Origin of the sequence: Sphingopyxis sp. (assembly GCF_035250425.1) — a bacterium.
Taxonomy (GTDB): Bacteria; Pseudomonadota; Alphaproteobacteria; order Sphingomonadales; family Sphingomonadaceae; genus Sphingopyxis.
On the sequence record NZ_DATFFD010000252.1, the window covers coordinates 1 to 17,171 of the forward strand.

Genomic DNA, 17,171 nt, shown 5'->3' on the forward strand with positions numbered 1-17,171 from the left:
CCAGCCCGGCGCGGCGGGGATCGTCCACGCGATATTGGTCCGCGACGGCCAGCATGTCCGCGCCGGCCAGCCGCTGGTCGAACTCGATCCCACCGTCTCGGATGCCGACACGGCGCAGGCCGGCAAGGCGCTGGAGACCGCGATGCTCGACGCCGCGCGGCTGCGCGCCATATTGTCGGCGCTCGACGGCCGGGGTCTGCGCTTCACCCCGCCCCCTGGAACCACGGCCGAAGTCGCCGCCACCCAGATCGCGCTTGCCCGCGCCCAGCTCGCCGAGATCCGGGCGGGGAGTCAGACGCGCGCCGCCGACACGCAGGCCGCCCGCGCGGCCCGCGCCGAGGCGCAGATCCAGGCGGACAAGCTGAGCGAAACCCTGCCGCTGCTCGACGAGCAGATCGCCGCCAACGAAACGCTGCTGGAGAAAGGCTATGTCTCGAAGCTGCGCGTGATCGAGATGCGCCGCCAGCGCCTCGTCGCCGCGCGCGACCGCGACGCCGCGCTCGCCACCGCGCGCAAGGCGGAGGCCGAGATCGCGGTGGCCGGCGGCAATTCGAGCCAATCCACCGCCGAGGCGCGCGCCCGCATCCTCGCCGATCTCGCCAAGGCCGAGAGCGACGCGCGGCTGCGCAAGGAGGAGCTGACCAAGGCGACCAAGCGCGGCAGCCTCCAGCGCCTCGTCAGCCCGGTCGACGGCACGGTCACGCAGCTCGCCGTCCACACCGTCGGCGGCGTCGTCGAGGCGGCGAAGCCGATCATGGTGATCGTGCCCGCGCGCGGGAAGCTGGTCGCCGAAGTGATGATCGCCAACAAGGATGTCGGCTTCGTCCGCGCCGGCCAGCCGGTCGCGCTCAAGATCGAGGCGTTTCCCTTCACGCGCTATGGCGCCGTGCCGGGCAGGCTCGAGCAGATCAGTTCGGACGCGGTACAGGATGAGAAGCGCGGGCTGATCTACACCGCGCGGGTGACGCTGGACCGGACGACGATCGTGCGCGATGGGGCGACGATCGCCCTCACCCCCGGCATGGCGGTCACCGCCGACATCCGCACCGGCCGCCGCTCGCTCGCTTCCTATCTGCTGAGCCCGATCGACGAGATCCGCACGACGGCGGCGCGGGAGCGTTAACGTCTTCTTCCCGAACCTATGGCTGGGCGCTTCCGATGGCGATTGTCACGATCGCTTCGCTCGTGACCGGCCGCCTGCGATCTCGCGAGCCATGCGTATCAGCCGCGGGCCTTGCGCGCCCGCTCGATCAGCATGGCGGCTTCGTTCAGCAGATCCTGTGTCGCGCTGACGGCACGCGCCGCATCGCCGGCCAGAATGGCATTGGCGATCGTGCGGTGCGCTTCGATGTCGGCGAAATCCACGCCCTTTTCCAGATCGGTCAACTGAATGCTGAAGCGCAATGCGGTTTCAACAAGATCGCGGCACTGGACCATGAAGCGATTGCCGCTGGCCAGCAGGATAGCGACATGAAATTCGATGTCCGCTGACAGCGACGCGGCGCGGTCATGGGGGCTCACACGTTCCATCGTTTCAATTGCGGCCTCGATCGCCGCAAGGGCTTTGCGATCACCGCGCCGGATCGCGAGCATGGACGCCTGCGGTTCGATTGCGCTGCGAAAGGCGGTGAATTCGGCGAGCAGATCAAGCGAGAGGCCGCGGCTGAGCAGCCAACGCAAAACGTCGGGATCCAGAAAGTTCCACTGTTCTTCCGGTGCGACCCTGGTTCCATGCCGCGGGCGGGATGAAATCAGGCCTTTGGCGGTGAGCATCTTGACCGCTTCGCGTGTCACGCTGCGGCTGGCGGAATAGCGTTCCGACAATTCGGCCTCGATCGGCAGCGGTTGTTCGGCGTAGTCCCCCGCCACAATCGCGCGCCCGAGCTGATCGACGATCCGGCGGGTGATATTGCCCCCGTCCTGGCTTATGGCGCTCCCATCCGAAGCAGAGGATTCCGCGGGCATCGCGTCACCACCATGTCGCATAAAGTGCAATTAGAATTGCAACGATGGCACCGCTGGCCACATTGAAACCGCTCGTCGTGCGATATCTGATGCCAGTTGTCGCAATTCGGTCGCTTCCGGCGCTTGCGGGGACGATGAATGACAAGACCACTGCGATGGCCAATGCCGCCAGAAATACGATTCCCATACGATCCAGGAATGGCAGCTGCGGCATCACGGCCTTCAGGAAATAGGAAAATCCTACCGAAGCGATCGCCGCACCGATGGCCCCGGCTTCGCTGGACTTCTTCCAAAAGAGGCCGAGCAGAAAGATTACGGTGATGCCGGGGGTAAAAAAGCCGGAAAACTCCTGAATGAACTGAAAGGCCTGATCGGCTCCGCCCAGCAGCGGGCGGGCAGTCAGCAGGGCGAGCAAGGTTGCAACCGCTGCGCTGATCCGGCCGATCAGGACGAGATGTCTCTCACGCGCAGTCTTGTCGGCATCCTCGCGGGCTGGACGGAATTTGGCATAAAGGTCGAGGGTGAAAATCGTGGCAATCGAATTGATCTTGGATGCGGTCGAAGCAACCACGGCAGCCATGAGTGCGGCAAAGACCAGGCCCAAAACGCCGCTGGGAAGAAAGCGCATCATCGACGGATAGGCTTCATCCGGCTTGGCGAGATCGGGCGAGAGAATGACAGCGCAAATACCCGGCAGGACCACGATGGCGGGCATCAGAAGCTTCAGAAAAGCAGCAAAAACAATTCCCTTTTGCGCCTCGGACAGGCTCTTGGCGGCAAGTGCGCGCTGAATGATATACTGGTTGAACCCCCAATAGGAGAGGTTGGCGATCCACATGCCGCCCAGCAGCACCGAAAGGCCTGGCAGATCCTTGTAGAATGGGTTGTCAGGCGCAAGGATCATATCGAATTTCCCGGGCAGTTCGGTGGTCAGGCGGGTGAAGCCACCCAGGATCCCTGCATCGCCGCCGATCTCCGCAAGCGTGATGCCGGAAATCAGGAGGCCTCCGAACACCAGCAGGGTGACCTGCACAATATCCGTCAGGGCGACGGCCTTCAGCCCGCCATAGAGCTGGTAAACCAGCGCGAACCCGCCGAGCGCGAAGAGGGCAACATCCTGATCGAGCCCGGCGACCTTGTTGACCGCGATCGACCCCAGCCAGACAATCGAGGTCAGGTTTACGAAAACATAGAGTGCCAGCCAGAAGATCGCCATCAAGGTCCGGATCCGCGTGCCGTAGCGCTGCTCCAGAAATTGCGGCATCGTGACGATATTGTTCTTGAGGAAAATCGGCAGGAAAAACTTGCCCACGATGAGGAGCGTCAAGGCCGCCATCCATTCGTAGGATGCGATGGCGAGGCCGATGGCATAGCCCGAGCCGGACATCCCGATGATCTGCTCCGCCGAAATGTTGGCGGCGATCAGCGATGCCCCGATCGCCCACCACGGGAGGTTTCTGGACGCGAGGAAATAGTCGGACGAGTCCTTCTGGTGGCCCGCCCCTTCCCGGCTGACATATTGCGCCAGTCCGAAAATGAAGATCGCATATGCTGCGATTACCACGATGTCGATGGTGGCCAATGTCATCGGCCAAGCCCCCTTCCCAAACACTCTTTATGCGCGATATTGCATTTATATGATAAATGGACAATAGCCTTTCGGGATGATTGCTCGCGGAAGGATGAAAAGGTGTCGCAACGCGCAATGAACAGGCATGATTTGGCCGGCAGGCTTCCATTATTCGCTGTCCTGAGAGGGCTTGAGCCAGAGAGAGCGGCGGATGTCGCGCGGACCCTCGTCGGCGCGGGCTTCGAGATTCTCGAGGTCACGATGAACTCGCCCGATCCCCTCACCAGCATCGCCGCGGTATCGGAAGCGGTCGGGAAGCACGCCCTCGTCGGAGCAGGGACCGTCACCTCCATCGCTGAGATCGATTCGGTTATCGCGGCGGGCGGCAGGCTGATCGTTTCGCCGCATTGCGACCCGAAACTCATCGCCCATGCATCCGGGCGAGGACTGGTCGTCCTGCCCGGCGTATTGACTCCCAGCGATATGTTCAGCGCGCTGGATGCCGGTGCCACAGGCCTGAAAGTCTTTCCGGCAGAGCTGATGCCCCCGTCAGCGATCAAGGCGATCAAGGCCGTGCTGCCCTCCAGCGCACCTGTTTTCGCGGTTGGCGGCATTCATGCCGGCAATATGGGCGAGTATCTGGCCGCCGGAGCCGCCGGCTTTGGCATTGGCGGCTCGCTGTTCAAGGCGGGTAAGCCAATGGCCGAAATCGAACGGGATGCGATCGCGTTGGTCGCGGCTTTCCATGAGGCGCAGGATAGGGCCGCATGACGAGGGGACGATTGCACGCCGCGATATTCGTATTGGAAGCGCTCAGGACCTAGCGGCGAACGTCTCCTCCGCCATTTTGCATGCTCTCTATGTCGGTCACGCTTGCCCGCAAAAAATCACCGCTGACACCATGGCTCCATCGTGCCGCAGCCGCGGCAAAGCCGATGGTTTGATCCAGATCGTGGCCGCTCACCAGCCCGTGTACCACGCCTGCCGCAAAGGCATCGCCCGTGCCGATGCGGTCGATTATGCCGTCCAGGGCGAGCGTCGGGCTTACTGCCAAACCCTGGCGATCGGCGATCAGCCCCGTCAGGCGCTGGCTTTCGGCAGAGACGATCTCGCGCCGGGTCGCGGCAACAAAGGAAAGCGCAGGTGCGGCGGCGAACATGGCGCCGGCGGCCTCGTGGAACCCCTTGTCGGGGTCTTCGGTGTCGAATGCCTCGCCCAGTATCATCGCGATCGCCCGGCGACCGGCAAACAGAAGCTGTGCCTGACAGGATAACTCCCGCAAAATCTCGGCCGCGCGTTCTTCGCGCCCTTGCCAGAGCGAAGGCCGGTAATTGCAATCAAAGGCAATTTTCACGCCGAGCTGCTGTGCGCAGGCAAGCGCCGAACGCAGCGCCGACAGGGGGCCGTCCCCCAATGCGGCGGTAATGCCGCCGACAAATAGCCAGTCCGCACCCGCGAGCATTTGCTGCCAGTCAAGCCCGTCCGCATCAAGATTGGCAAATGAGGAGCCCGCGCGATCGTAAATGATCTCGGCTGGCCGTGTCATCGCTCCAGGGGTCAGAAAGTAAAGGCCCATGCGACCTGGTCCGGTCATGACCCCCTGAGTCTCCACGCCAAATCGCCGCAGCTCGCTTCGCGCTGCTTCGCCAAGCCGGTTTTCCGGAACGAGGGAGATCATGCGCGCAACATGGCCGAACCCGCTCAATGCAACGGCCACATTGGCTTCGGCTCCACAAATTGTGGCCTCCAGCGCCGAATCCTGAAGAAGAAGCGCGGGCGGTCGCGCGGCCAGCCGCAACAAAATTTCGCCAAACGACACGATAACGCCCAAGGTTCCGCTCCAGATGAATCAAACTTGCCATGTTTGAATTATATGATAATTGAAAATGTGCAAGCCGGCACGAGCTCGAACTGGCCCGCTGCGATGGGTTTCCCGTCCGCGACGCTCCGATCGGCGACAGGGGGGATGCATTGAGCGACCAAACAACCGAAGGGCGACCGGCGAGGACGCGAGTCGTCATACTGGGTGGCGGCACGGCGGGCTGGATGGCGGCGGCGGCACTTCAGGGCCATCTGGGGCGACTGGTTGAGCTGACCTTGATCGAATCGCAGGACATCGGGATCGTCGGCGTGGGAGAAGCGACGCTGCCGCACATCCGGGACTTCATTCAGGGACTCGGCATCGACGAAGCGGAGTTCATGGCGGCGACACAGGCCACCTTCAAGCTCGGCATCAAGTTCGTCGGCTTTGGCGCCGCCGGAGAAAGCTATATCCATCCGTTCGGGACTTTCGGCAAGGACATCGCGGGCGTCGGATTCCATCATTACTGGCTGCGCGCCGGACGGGGCGCGATCGGCGACTATTCGCTCGCGGTCGCCGCGGCCCACGCCGATCGCTTCAGCATTCCGGGCAGCAATGGCAGCACTTTGGCGTCGACCTATGGCTACGCCTATCAGTTCGATGCCACGCGCTTTGGTCCGTTTCTTCGCGACTGGACGGCCGGGAAGGGCGCCACGCGCATCGAGGGGCGCGTCGTCGATGTCGAACGAAACCCGCTCGACGGGAGCGTATCCGCGCTCGTTCTGGAAAATGGCGACCGCGTCGAAGGGGAGCTGTTCATCGACTGCTCGGGTTTCCGCAGCCTCTTGCTGGGCGGCGTCTATGACGAAGCCTGGGAAGACTGGTCTCGCTGGCTTCCTTGCGATCGGGCGGTCGCGGTTCCATGCGGCTACGCCACCGACACCATCGAACCGCTCACCACGGCGATCGCCATGCCCGCCGGATGGCGGTGGCGGATTCCGCTGCAAAGCCGGGTCGGCAACGGCTATGTCTACTCCAGTGCTCATCTGGGCGATGACGAGGCCCAGGCCGCCCTCATGGCACAGCTCGATCAGCCGGCGCAGGCGGAACCCCGCCTCCTGCGCTTTCGCGCGGGGCGTCGCCGCAGGAGCTGGGTGGGGAATGTCGTGGCTCTCGGCCTTTCGTCCGGATTTCTAGAGCCCCTCGAGTCCACCAGCATCTACCTTGCGCAGGTGGCCATCGCGCGGCTGATCGAACTCTTCCCGGTCGACGGAATCCGCGAGGCCGACCGGGTCGAATTCAACAGGGCGATCGACCTGGAATATGACCGGGTCCGCGACTTCCTGATCCTGCACTATAACGCGACGCGTCGCACCGACTCTCCCTTCTGGAACGATGTGCGCACGATGGATGTACCGCCCAGTCTTTCGGACAAGGTGAAATATTGGAAGGCGACCGCAAGGGTAGCCCATTATGAGGAGGGCCTGTTTCTGGAACCGAGCTGGGTTGCCGTATATCTGGGCCAGGGCGTCATCCCCGATCATTATGACGCACGGGCGGACATTCCCGACGGAACGGCACTGGCGCGCGCCCTCGACAATTTGAGGGACGAGATCGGGCGCGAAGTCGCGGCCATGCCTTCGCATCGGGCGCTGCTGGCACGACAGTCCGTTCGCGCCGCAGGGAACCGATAACATGCCCGCACCCAGAGCTCCCCTCGAACGGGTCATTGTCATCGGCGGCGGCACGACCGCGCTGCTTTGCGCCTGCACGCTGAAAAAGGCCGTGCCCCACGCCCATGTGATCCTGATCCCAGCCCCGGTCGACCGATCGGCGCTGGCGGATCATTGCCACAGCGGAACGCCCGAAGTCGTCCGCTATCACGAAAAGCTCGGCCTCGATGCGGCGATGGTCCTTCGCCGGGCCGAAGGAACGCATCGGCTCGCGACGCGCTTTGAGGGTTGGAACGCCGCCGCACCCTTCACGATCGGATATGGGGCAGCGCCCGATCCCGCTGGAGAGCCGAGCTTCCGCGCCGGCTGGATGTCGCGGGCTCCGGATCCGGATTCAACCGGAGGCTCGATTTCCGTGGCCGCCGCGCTCGCGATCAAAGATCTTTTTGCCCTCCCGTCGGACGATGCGACGTCGCCTTTCGCCGACCTCGACTATGCGCTGCGTTTCGACCCGGATGCCTTCAGGCGGGGCTTGCAGGCGCTTGCGCGCCACATGGACGTGGAACTCATCCCGTCCGGACTCCGCTCGGTCAATCTTCGATCCGACGGAGCAATCGACGGCATAGGCACCACCGACGGCCACGGCTTTGCTGCCGATCTCTACTTCGATTGCGCGGGCATGGACGCCTTGGCGTCGCGCATGCCCGGCAGCCGCGATTGGGTGGACTGGTCCGGCCGCCTTCCGGTCGATCGCATCCTTCCCGGCCCCGAACGAACTGCGGCCCCGTCCCCGCTCGACGAGGTCGTCGCGCAGGAAGCCGGATACCGGCTGATTTCGCCGGGACGCGCTTCTGCGCACATGATCTATTGCTATGCCTCGGCGTTGATCGACGACGAAGCGGCGGCCCGATCGATAGGCGCACAAGCCGCCGACGCGATATCGCTCAAAGCCGGCCGGGCGGCCGAGGCATGGACGCACAACCTGATCAGGATCGGCGATTCAGCCGCTGCATTCGAACCGCTGGGCTGGCTCAATCTTCACCACGCCGTCAAGCAGCTGGAGCTGCTCGCCGCACTGCTTCCGGGGCGCGACATCGAGCCGCTGGAACGACAGGAATTCAACCGGCGCGCCGCGATGCTGGCGGATCGCATCGCCGATTTCATCGCCGCGCATCATTGCCGGGCCGCGGGCGGGAAGACGGCTTTCGAGAAGCATTGCGCCGGCTTGGCGCGAAGCCCCACCCTTTCCCGCACCCTCGATGAATTCGTGCGGCGCGGCCGACTGCCGCACCATGACGACGAGGCTGTTCCCCGCGACCTCTGGTGGCAGCTGCTCGCCGCCCTCGGCGTCGGCCCCGGCCCGGCAGCCCGCCTTCTCGCATTGCCTCCGGCCAGCCTCGACGAACGCCGGCGCGCCCACGAACACCGCGTCGCCGCCGCGCTGGCGCAGGCGCCCCTCTATCGCGAGTGGCTCGCCGCCGCATTAGGCGCAACGCGGACCTGATCGACGATACCGAGTAGCGTTGTTCGCCATTCCGCTTCGCTCGTTCCCATGCGATTCCGTTCTTGAATATATAAAGCAAATTTATTAATCTACTGCCAGATAATGAAGAGAGGATTCCGGTGACAAGGCATAAATGGCTCGGGAGGGCGCTGGCCCCCATCTTGGTCGCGGGCATGTTGAGTGCGCCGGTTCTGGCGCAGGGCGACCCTATTCCGGTTCCCGACCCGAACACGCTGCGTCCCTCGCAAGACCCGGCCCGGACATCCAACGGGCTGGCGATGACCCCGCCGATGGGGTGGAACAGCTGGAACCGCTTCGCATGCGAAATCGACGAAAAGCTGATCCGCCAGACCGCCGATGCGATCGCGTCGTCGGGCATGAAGGCGGCCGGATATGAATATGTCATCATCGACGACTGCTGGCACGGCGAACGCGACGCCAACGGCTTCATCACCGCCGATCCAAAGCGCTTTCCGTCGGGGATCAAGGCGCTCGCCGACTATATTCACGCGAAGGGGCTGAAGTTCGGAATCTATTCGGATGCCGGGCGCAAGACCTGCGGCGGGCGGCCCGGCAGCCAGGGGCACGAATATCAGGACGCCCTCACCTATGCGCGCTGGGGCGTCGATTATCTGAAGTACGACTGGTGCAACACAGGCTCGCGCGACGCCGAAGAAGCCTATGCGCTGATGGCGGACGCCTTGCGGTCGACCGGACGCGACATCGTCTTCTCGATGTGCGAGTGGGGCAACAACCAGCCCTGGCTCTGGGCGGAAAAGATCGGCAATCTCTGGCGCACGACCGGCGACATCACCGACAAGTGGCAAGGCAAGTACGGCCATAGCTGGGGTGTGCTGAACATCCTCGACATGAACGAGCCGCTGTGGCCGCACGCGGGGCCCGGCCACTGGAACGACCCCGACATGCTCGAAGTCGGCAATCCCGGACTCGACGCGGTCCAGAGCCGCTCGCATTTCTCGCTATGGGCCATGATGGCGGCCCCGCTGATCGCCGGACATGACGTCGCCAAGATGACGCCCGAAATCCGCAATATCCTGCTGAACGAGGAGGTGATCGCGGTCGATCAGGACAGGCTTGGAGTACAAGGCCATCGTGTCTGGAGGGATGGCGACCGCGAGGTCTGGGTGAAGCCGCTCGCCGATGGCGGGCGCGCCGCGTTGCTTTTCAATCGCGGCGCAGCGCCGGCCGAAATCGCCGTCACCTGGGAACAGCTCGGCTATCCGGCCCATTTGACGGCCCGGCTGCGCGATCTGTGGGCGCACCGCGATCTCGCACCCCGTTCGGGCTCGTACCGCGCGACGGTGGAGGCGCACGGCGTCGTGATGCTGCGGGTTCAGCCATAGCCGGCCGCGGCGCGAACGATACCATATCGGGGGGAGAACGGCGCATGATTGAAACGCCGGAAAATCGCGGAAGCCCTGGAGCCTGCGCCGCCTATGCCATCCCTGTCCTGTGCCGCGCGGCGCTGGCCGCCGTCTCGTTGGCGGCCGGCTGCACGCCGATTTTCGTACCAAACTCGATGTCGTCGCCGATTTCCTGGGCAGCCTGCGCGCGCCGGACGGCAAATTGGTGCCCGTGATCTTCCGCCCCTTTCACGAACATAACGGCGACTGGTTCTGGTGGGGCCGCGCGCATGCGGGGATCGACGAGTTCAAGACGCTCTGGCGCTTCACGGTAAGCCATCTGCGCGACGACAGGCGCGTCCATAATCTGCTCTACGCCTATTCGATCGACGTCTTCGACAGCGAAGCCGAATATCTCGAACGCTATCCGGGCGACGAGGTCATCGACCTTCTCGGCTTCGACGATTATCGGAGCGTCGAATTCGGATATACGCGCTGCACCTTGGTGAACCGGCTGTGGATGCTGTCGCGGATGGCGCACGACCGCGGCAAGCTGGCCGCGCTCACCGAAACGGGAGCGGAGGCCATCCCGCGGGCCGACTGGTGGACCGGCGTCCTGTTGCCGGCGCTGAAGGCGCCCGAGGCCGGACAGGGGATTGCCTATGTGCCCGCGTGGCGCAACGCCAACCACGCGCACGACCGCAAGAACCATTTTTACGTCCCGTTCAAGGGACATCCGGGCGAAGCCGATTTCATCAAGTTCAAGCAGGATCCATTCGTCCTGTTCGAGGACGAATTGCCGCCGGTCTATCACTCTTTAACAGCACCGGTCGCGCCGGCCGCACAGGGGGACGCGGCGTCCGGGAAAGCCCGTTCGTGCGATTAGGGTCTTTATTCAATCAATAGAGAGGGGAGGATTTTCAGTGAAACCCATGTTTCATGCTTTAAGCGGCTTGCTCCTGCTGCTGCCGGCGGCTGCGGCCCATGCCAAGCCGGCGGATGAAAGTGCCGGCATCCTCGAACATCTGATCAACAACCCCTCACCTGGCGCGATGCGCGTCGAAGGGCTTCGCGAGCCCCCGCCGGTGCGCAGCGACTCCGGTGTCCAGGGAGGCAAGGCCTTGATCATCGCCGTCCCGGGCCTTTCGAAAGATGTCTGGTCGGTCCAGGCAAAGAGCCCTACCACCGGGCCGGTCGAGGCCGGCGACGAACTTGTCTTCGCGGTGTGGGCCCGGCTGGTGAAGAGCGACGGCGCCAAGGTGGCGGACGTGCCCTATGCCGCGCTTCAGGAGACGAGCGAACCCTGGACCGCAGTGGTCAAGGGGGAGTTTTCCGTTGGCCCGGATTGGAAGCTGTACAGCTTCACCGGCAAGACGGCAAAGCATTACGCGCCCGGCGACCTTACCATATCGCTGCATCTGGCCACCGGAAAGCACAGCATCGCGCTCGGGCCGGCCTTCGTTCTGAACATGAGCCGGACGGCATCGGCGAAATAGCGCCGGGGCGATGCCCGCCGCCAAAAGGTCACCCCGCGTCGCCGGCATTCATCACGCTGGGCGTCTTCCAGAGCGACGTGTCGCGCGGCAGCAGGAAATAGCTGAAAGGAAGGATTGCTCCGCCGACGGCGGGCGCGTCTTCCGCCAGGGCCGCGCGCTTTACGGGGGCGATGGCCGGTACGTGGTCGCGATGGCGCACAAGCGCCTCGTTGAGCATGGTGGCAAGCTGGTCCAGATGAGGACCGGGCAGGCGTCCTCCGATCAAAACCGCCTCGGGGTTGATGAGGCAGCTGACCGAAACCAGCGGCTCGGTGAGCAAGGCGGTCGCGGTTTCAAGCCATTCGTGCATCGCCGCCGTCCCCTTGCCGCCGGCTTCGCCACCGATGACGGCGCCAAGGTTAAGATGCCGCGATTTCAGGTGCCGCCGCAGGCCCGACAGCGAGACGGTGTTCTGGATCTGCTCGGGCCGTCCGTCCGGCCCGGTGCCGATGAGAAAGCCCAGCTCGCCGCTGCGTCCTTGAGAGCCCCTGAAATAATTCCCGTCGATGACCAGCCCGCCGCCCAGCGCCAGCGAAATAAGAATGTAGAAGAAGCTGGAACTGCTCTGCCCCAGCCCGAACTGCATCTCTCCCATGGCGGCGGCGGCGGCATCATTCTCGACGAAAACCGGGAGGTGCAGCGGCTCGGCAAACAGCTGCTTCAGATCGAGCCTGTCCCATTCCACATAGCCGCCGGGCCGTCCGGGCAGGTCGACCGCGCCCAGATCGTCGGGAATCGCAAGCCCCACGCCGACGAGGCGCCCGGGGTCGATCCCCGCTTCGTCGATCAGTTCGCCGACCCAGTCCGCATAGATCGCATGCGCCTCGTCCGGCAGCGCGAATGCGACCTCGCGGCTCCGCCGGGCAATGATTTCCCCCAGGAAATTCACCAGCACGCAGGTGATATGGTCGCGGTCGATGTTGAGGCCGATCGAAAAGCAGGCGTCGGGCGCAATCTCGTACCGCGTGGCGGGTTGCCCCCTGCCGCCGCGAAGCTGTCCCGCTTCGATGACCAGCCGCTCGTTCAGCAGGCGTTTGATGATATTGGCAATCGCCGGGGGCGTCAGCCCCGTGATCTTCGCAAGCCCCACGCGCGTCAGCGCGCCATTGACCCGAATGGCATGCAGGGTCACGCGCTGGTTATGATCGGCGGCACGCTCCAGGTTCGTTCCCGAAAGCCGAACCTTGCTGTCGACAGAACTCTTGCTTTTCAATCGCCTAAGCTCCGTCTGAACCATCGCCCCGGCAAGCGTCTACAGGGTGGCTCGGCATGGCGGCAAGATAAATTTGTCGCGGGCCGACTTGCGCGGCCGGGCGAATATGCGCCTCGGCCGCGGCTCTGGCGATCCGGGCCGCCGCAAAGGCAGCGGCACATGCCTTCGTCTTCGGCCCGAAGGCCATGCATATCGAATATATAAATTTGTTGTATTTAATCGTCCATCCACCTATGAACCCGGTCCACAACGAGGCAGCCGCGCCATGACGGCTCCGGAGGAGAGGAATATGCGCAAGGTTCGGGCAGGCGTATCACTGGTTTCGATGGCGCTCGCTTTCCCGGCGATCGCGGCGGTTCCTGAAAACGGCGGCCCATATAATCTCCGGGTGCTCGAAGGCGGAATTGGCGTCGAGCGCGACCTGAAGGACGTCGACCCGCTGATCGCGGCGGCTCGTCCGTTCACCCTTTCCGCCTGGATTCGGCCCGACCGGGTGCAGCAGGCCGAAGTCGTGCTGATCGCGCTTGGCGACGCGGCGACGGGCGATTGCCGCTGCCTGATGCTCGACAACGGGCGGCTGGCCCTCCGCAGCGGCGGCAAGACGCTCGCCGCGTCCGCCGGCGTGACCGCCGGCCGCTGGACCCATGTCGCGGTATCGTCGGACGGGCGCACGGCGACCCTCTACATCGACGGCCGCAAGATAGCCTCGGGCGCCGTTCCGCATCCGGCCGTAACCGCGAAACTCTCGGTTGCGCCGGCGCTTGCAGACAAGCCGCACTTCGGCGGCTCCCTCGTCGAGGCGACGCTGAACGACGCGCCGCTGTCGCAGGCCGGTGCCGCCGCCGCGGCCCGCGCCCGGCCCGATTTCGACCTGGTCCAGATATGGAATGTCGGGGTCGGCTGGGAATGGCAGAACCGGGCGAATACCGGCCTGTGGCGCCAGCAGGATCCGTGGACGCTGCCGCAGGGCAAGGGCGGCTTCACCGCGCCCGTGGCCAAAGAGGTGGCCGCGCGGCCCGCGCTCGAGGCGGCGGGCGACGATCGCTGGCAGGTGAACGGCTGGCGGCTCGCGGCGGCGCCGGATGTCAAGGCCGACGGCTCCGTGCTATCCACCGCTGACTTCGATGCGCGCCCGTGGCACGCCGCCACCGTTCCCGGCACCGTTCTCACCACCCTGGTCGATCGCGGCGTCTATCCGGACCCCTATTACGGCCTCAACAACATGGCCATTCCCGAGAAGCTGGCGCGCCAGGATTATTGGTATCGGACCAGCTTCGCCGTTCCGCCGCAAGCGGCCGGCAAAAAGCTGACCCTGATCTTCAACGGCATCAACTATGCTTCCGAGGTGTGGCTCAACGGGCGCAAGCTCGGCGGCACCGTCGGGGCCTTTATCCGCGGACAGTTCGACATCGATCCGGTGCCCGGCGAGAATGTGATCGCCGTCCGCGTGTCGCCGCCGCCGCATCCGGGCATTCCGCACGAACAGTCGATCAAGGGCGGCGTCGGCGAAAATGGCGGCCAGATGGCGATCGACGGCCCGACCTTCGTCGCCGCCGAGGGCTGGGACTGGATCCCGGGCATCCGCGACCGCAATACCGGCATCTGGCTTCCCGTCGAGCTGGAAGCGAACGGCGCGGTGCGGATCCTCGATCCGCAGGTAATCACCGACCTTCCCCTGCCGCGCACCGACAGCGCCGACATCCACATCGCGGTGCCGATCCGCAACGACAATGGGACGTCGCGCCCGGTGACGGTTCGCGCCGCGTTCGGCGACGTGACGGTCGAAAAGACCGTCACCGCGCCCGCGGGCCAATCGAGCGTGCGCTTCTCGCCGTCCGAATTCCCCGCGCTGCGCGTCCGCAATCCAAGGCTGTGGTGGCCGAACGGCTATGGCGAGCCCGCACTGCACGATCTGACGCTCACGGTGCTCGACGGCAGCGCCCCTTCGGACAGCAAGCGGCTGCGTTTCGGCATCCGCGAGGTCAGCTATGACCTGTCGCTTTTCGACCGCGGCGGCAGGCTCCGCCGCGTCAACGTCCAAACCACCGACGGCAAGCTCGCCGGCCAGAAGCTGATCGACGTCCGCCACGAAGCGATCAAGCAGAGCCCGCGCGGCTGGGCCGAATCGCTGACGCCTGCGGGCGAGACATCGCCCGCGGTCACGCCCGTTGCCGAGACCCTTCCCGAGCCGCATCTGACCATCCGCGTCAACGGCGTGCGGATCGCGGCGCGGGGCGGCAACTGGGGCATGGACGACGCGATGAAGCGCGTGCCGCGCGAGCGGCTCGAGCCTTATTTCCGGCTTCAGCGCGAAGCCCATATGAACATCATCCGCAACTGGATGGGCACCAACACCGAACCGCAATTCTATGACCTGGCCGACGAATATGGCATGATGGTGATGAACGATTTCTGGCAATCGACCCAGAATTTCCAGGTCGAACCGCAGGATCCGCAATTGTTCCTCGCCAATGCCCGCGACACGGTCAGCCGCTATCGCAACCATCCGTCGATCATTCTCTGGTTCGGGCGCAACGAGGGCGTGCCCCATCCGGTCCTGAACGAAGGCCTCGACGATGCGGTCGCCGAACTCGACGGCACCCGCTGGTTCACCGGCAGCTCCAACGTCGTCAACCTGCAAGGCTCCGGCCCCTATAATTACCGGCCGCCGGCGGGCTATTTCACCGATCTGGCGACGGGCTTCTCGGTCGAGACCGGAACGCCGTCGCTTTCGACGCTGGAATCGGTGAAGGCATCGGTTCCGCAAGCGGATCGCTGGCCGCTCAGCGACACGCTCGCCTATCACGACTGGCATTTTGCCGGGAACGGCGACACCAAAAGCTTCATGCAGACGCTGGACACGATGTTCGGCCCGGCAACCAGCCTCGAGGATTTCGAGCGCAAGGCGCAGATGATGAACCTCGAGACCCACAAGGCGATGTACGAGGGCTTTCTGGGGCATTTGTGGTCGAAGAACAGCGGGCGCCTACTGTGGATGACCCACCCCGCCTGGCCGTCGAACGCCTGGCAGATCTACAGCTGGGACTATGACACCCATGCGGCCTATTATGGCGCGAAGAAGGCCACCGAACCGCTGCACGTCCAGCTCAACCTTCCGGGCAACGAACTGGTCGTGGTCAACACGACGCGCGAGGACGCCGATGGCCTTACCGCGACCACCCGCGTCGTCGGTCTCGACAATCGCGAGTTGTTCGCGCGCACCGACCGCGTTGACGCGAAGGCGAACCGGGCCATGAACCTCCCCGCCGTGCCGCTCGACCGTCTGCTCGCCGAGCACGGCATGGCCCTGGTGTCGCTGCGCCTCACCGACGCCGCGGGCAAGCTCGTTTCGGAAAATTTCTACTGGCGGGGCCGCGATACGGCATCCTATCGGGCGCTCAACGACCTCGCACCGGCTGCGCTCGAGCTGCGCGCCGATGCCGGTGCGGTCGAGGGCAAGGACAGGCTGATCGTCGCAACCCTGAACAATCCGGGCGGCGCACCCGCGCTCAATGCCAAGCTGACGCTGGTCGACGAGCGTGGCGAGCGGATCCTGCCCGCTTTCTACAGCGATAATTATATTGCGCTGCTGCCGGGCGAAACGAAGACGATCGCGATCCGCTATCCGGCAGGCGTCGGGGCGGCCCCGCGGCTCACGCTGAGGGGCTGGAACGTCGCCCCCCGGACCGTCGAAGTGGAGCGGCCCGCCGGCATGAAGGGCGGAAAGTGAAACTTCGGACACATCAGGTCGAAAAGCCATGGGGCAGGACCGAACTGCCGCCCGTGTTCGGCAGCACCGACGGCCGCCGCATCGGCGAAATCTGGTTCGACGCCCCGGGCCGGGACGACCCGCCGCTGCTCGTCAAATATATCTTCACCAGCGAGAATCTCTCGATTCAGGTCCACCCCGATGACGGCGAGGCGCGCGAACGCGGGCTCGATCGGGGCAAGAGCGAGTGCTGGTATATTCTCGATGCGGAGCCCGGCGCCACGCTGGGCCTCGGCCTCCGTTCGGCGGTCGCGCCCGGCGCGCTGCGCGCGGCCGCCCTCGACGGTTCGATCGAGGAGATGATGGACTGGAAGCCGGTCAAGCCCGGCGATTTCTTTTATGTTCCGGCCGGCACCGTCCATGCGATCGGCGCCGGAATATCGCTGCTCGAATTTCAGCAGAATAGCGACGTGACCTATCGCCTCTATGATTATGGCCGGCCGCGCGCGCTTCACCTGGACGACGGCATCGCCGTCTCGAAACCGGCCCCCTATCCCGAAGGGCTCGCCCGCGGCGCCGAGGCAGAAAGCATCCTCCTCGTCGCCGGACCGCATTTCACCCTGTGCCGGGTCCGCGCGGCGGCCGACATGCCCGCCGCCCTTGCCGGGCGCGAGCGCTGGGTGATGCCGATCGAAGGCACCGTGCGCTCGGGCAGCGACGAGGCCGGACCCGGCGAATGCCTGCTGCTCGAACCCCATGCACCGCTCGATCTGACGCCGGGGAGCCATATTCTGGTCGGCGCCGCCGGCGCGCTCTGATCGCGAATGATGCGACAGC

At 64.7% G+C, this 17,171-nt stretch carries 13 protein-coding genes; 9 read left to right on the forward strand and 4 right to left on the reverse strand.

All coding sequences use genetic code 11. The features are described from left to right. On the forward strand, positions 1-1,123 hold a 1,123-nt coding region (locus VJ811_RS15315), incomplete at its 5' end, for an HlyD family type I secretion periplasmic adaptor subunit (protein ID WP_324073892.1). 98 nt (positions 1,124-1,221) lie between these two features. Here VJ811_RS15315 and VJ811_RS15320 read toward each other — a convergent pair. Then, positions 1,222-1,965 (reverse strand): FadR/GntR family transcriptional regulator, encoded by a 744-nt coding sequence (locus tag VJ811_RS15320; RefSeq protein ID WP_324073894.1) that lies wholly within the window; start codon positions 1,963-1,965, stop codon positions 1,222-1,224. Between the two features lie 4 nt (positions 1,966-1,969). Next, a complete protein-coding gene (locus VJ811_RS15325) occupies positions 1,970-3,553 on the reverse strand; it encodes a sodium/sugar symporter (protein ID WP_324073896.1) in 1,584 nt (527 codons plus the stop codon). A 102-nt stretch (positions 3,554-3,655) separates the two neighbouring features. Here VJ811_RS15325 and VJ811_RS15330 point away from each other — a divergent pair, with 102 nt between their 5' ends. Continuing rightward, positions 3,656-4,306, forward strand: a complete 651-nt coding sequence (locus VJ811_RS15330; protein WP_324073897.1) for a 2-dehydro-3-deoxy-6-phosphogalactonate aldolase — start codon at positions 3,656-3,658, stop codon at positions 4,304-4,306. A 49-nt stretch (positions 4,307-4,355) separates the two neighbouring features. Here VJ811_RS15330 and VJ811_RS15335 read toward each other — a convergent pair whose 3' ends face one another. Next, positions 4,356-5,366, reverse strand: coding sequence for a sugar kinase (locus tag VJ811_RS15335; RefSeq protein ID WP_324073899.1), 1,011 nt, complete (start codon positions 5,364-5,366; stop codon positions 4,356-4,358). 140 nt (positions 5,367-5,506) lie between these two features. Here VJ811_RS15335 and VJ811_RS15340 point away from each other — a divergent pair, with 140 nt between their 5' ends. From VJ811_RS15340 to VJ811_RS15360, 5 genes are all read left to right on the forward strand, one after another. Continuing rightward, the gene (locus VJ811_RS15340; RefSeq protein ID WP_324073901.1) at positions 5,507-7,030 is read left to right on the forward strand and encodes a tryptophan halogenase family protein; all 1,524 of its coding nucleotides are present in this window, start codon (positions 5,507-5,509) and stop codon (positions 7,028-7,030) included. A 1-nt stretch (position 7,031) separates the two neighbouring features. Then, entirely contained in the window at positions 7,032-8,513 is a 1,482-nt protein-coding gene (locus VJ811_RS15345; RefSeq protein WP_324073903.1) for a tryptophan 7-halogenase, read from the forward strand. A 173-nt stretch (positions 8,514-8,686) separates the two neighbouring features. Beyond that, positions 8,687-9,877, forward strand: a complete 1,191-nt coding sequence (locus tag VJ811_RS15350) for a glycoside hydrolase family 27 protein (protein ID WP_324073905.1) — start codon at positions 8,687-8,689, stop codon at positions 9,875-9,877. Positions 9,878-9,986: 109 nt separating this feature from the next. Further along, entirely contained in the window at positions 9,987-10,763 is a 777-nt protein-coding gene (locus VJ811_RS15355) for a glycoside hydrolase family 26 protein (RefSeq protein ID WP_324073907.1), read from the forward strand. 67 nt (positions 10,764-10,830) lie between these two features. Then, on the forward strand, positions 10,831-11,373 hold the full coding sequence (locus VJ811_RS15360) for a hypothetical protein (protein ID WP_324073909.1): 543 nt from the start codon (positions 10,831-10,833) through the stop codon (positions 11,371-11,373). A 28-nt stretch (positions 11,374-11,401) separates the two neighbouring features. Here the strand turns inward: VJ811_RS15360 and VJ811_RS15365 are convergent, their stop codons facing one another. After that, positions 11,402-12,649: an ROK family transcriptional regulator gene (locus VJ811_RS15365; RefSeq protein WP_324073911.1), complete on the reverse strand. Its 1,248-nt coding sequence runs from the start codon at positions 12,647-12,649 to the stop codon at positions 11,402-11,404. A 265-nt stretch (positions 12,650-12,914) separates the two neighbouring features. Here VJ811_RS15365 and VJ811_RS15370 point away from each other — a divergent pair, with 265 nt between their 5' ends. Continuing rightward, complete coding sequence (locus VJ811_RS15370; protein ID WP_324073913.1) at positions 12,915-16,355, forward strand: glycosyl hydrolase 2 galactose-binding domain-containing protein; 3,441 nt, start codon at positions 12,915-12,917, stop codon at positions 16,353-16,355. Beyond that, entirely contained in the window at positions 16,352-17,152 is an 801-nt protein-coding gene (locus VJ811_RS15375; RefSeq protein ID WP_324073915.1) for a class I mannose-6-phosphate isomerase, read from the forward strand. The genes VJ811_RS15370 and VJ811_RS15375 overlap by 4 nt, the downstream gene beginning before the upstream one ends. Positions 17,153-17,171 lie beyond the last annotated feature (19 nt).

What these genes read in the sequence shown, in the direction of transcription:
- VJ811_RS15320 (WP_324073894.1), bottom strand. Translation starts at nt 1,965, where the DNA reads ATGCCCGCGGAATCCTCTGCTTCGGATGGGAGCGCCATAAGCCAGGAC.
- VJ811_RS15325 (WP_324073896.1), bottom strand. Translation starts at nt 3,553, where the DNA reads ATGACATTGGCCACCATCGACATCGTGGTAATCGCAGCATATGCGATC.
- VJ811_RS15345 (WP_324073903.1), top strand. Translation starts at nt 7,032, where the DNA reads ATGCCCGCACCCAGAGCTCCCCTCGAACGGGTCATTGTCATCGGCGGC.
- VJ811_RS15350 (WP_324073905.1), top strand. Translation starts at nt 8,687, where the DNA reads ATGTTGAGTGCGCCGGTTCTGGCGCAGGGCGACCCTATTCCGGTTCCC.
- VJ811_RS15365 (WP_324073911.1), bottom strand. Translation starts at nt 12,649, where the DNA reads ATGGTTCAGACGGAGCTTAGGCGATTGAAAAGCAAGAGTTCTGTCGAC.
- VJ811_RS15370 (WP_324073913.1), top strand. Translation starts at nt 12,915, where the DNA reads ATGCGCAAGGTTCGGGCAGGCGTATCACTGGTTTCGATGGCGCTCGCT.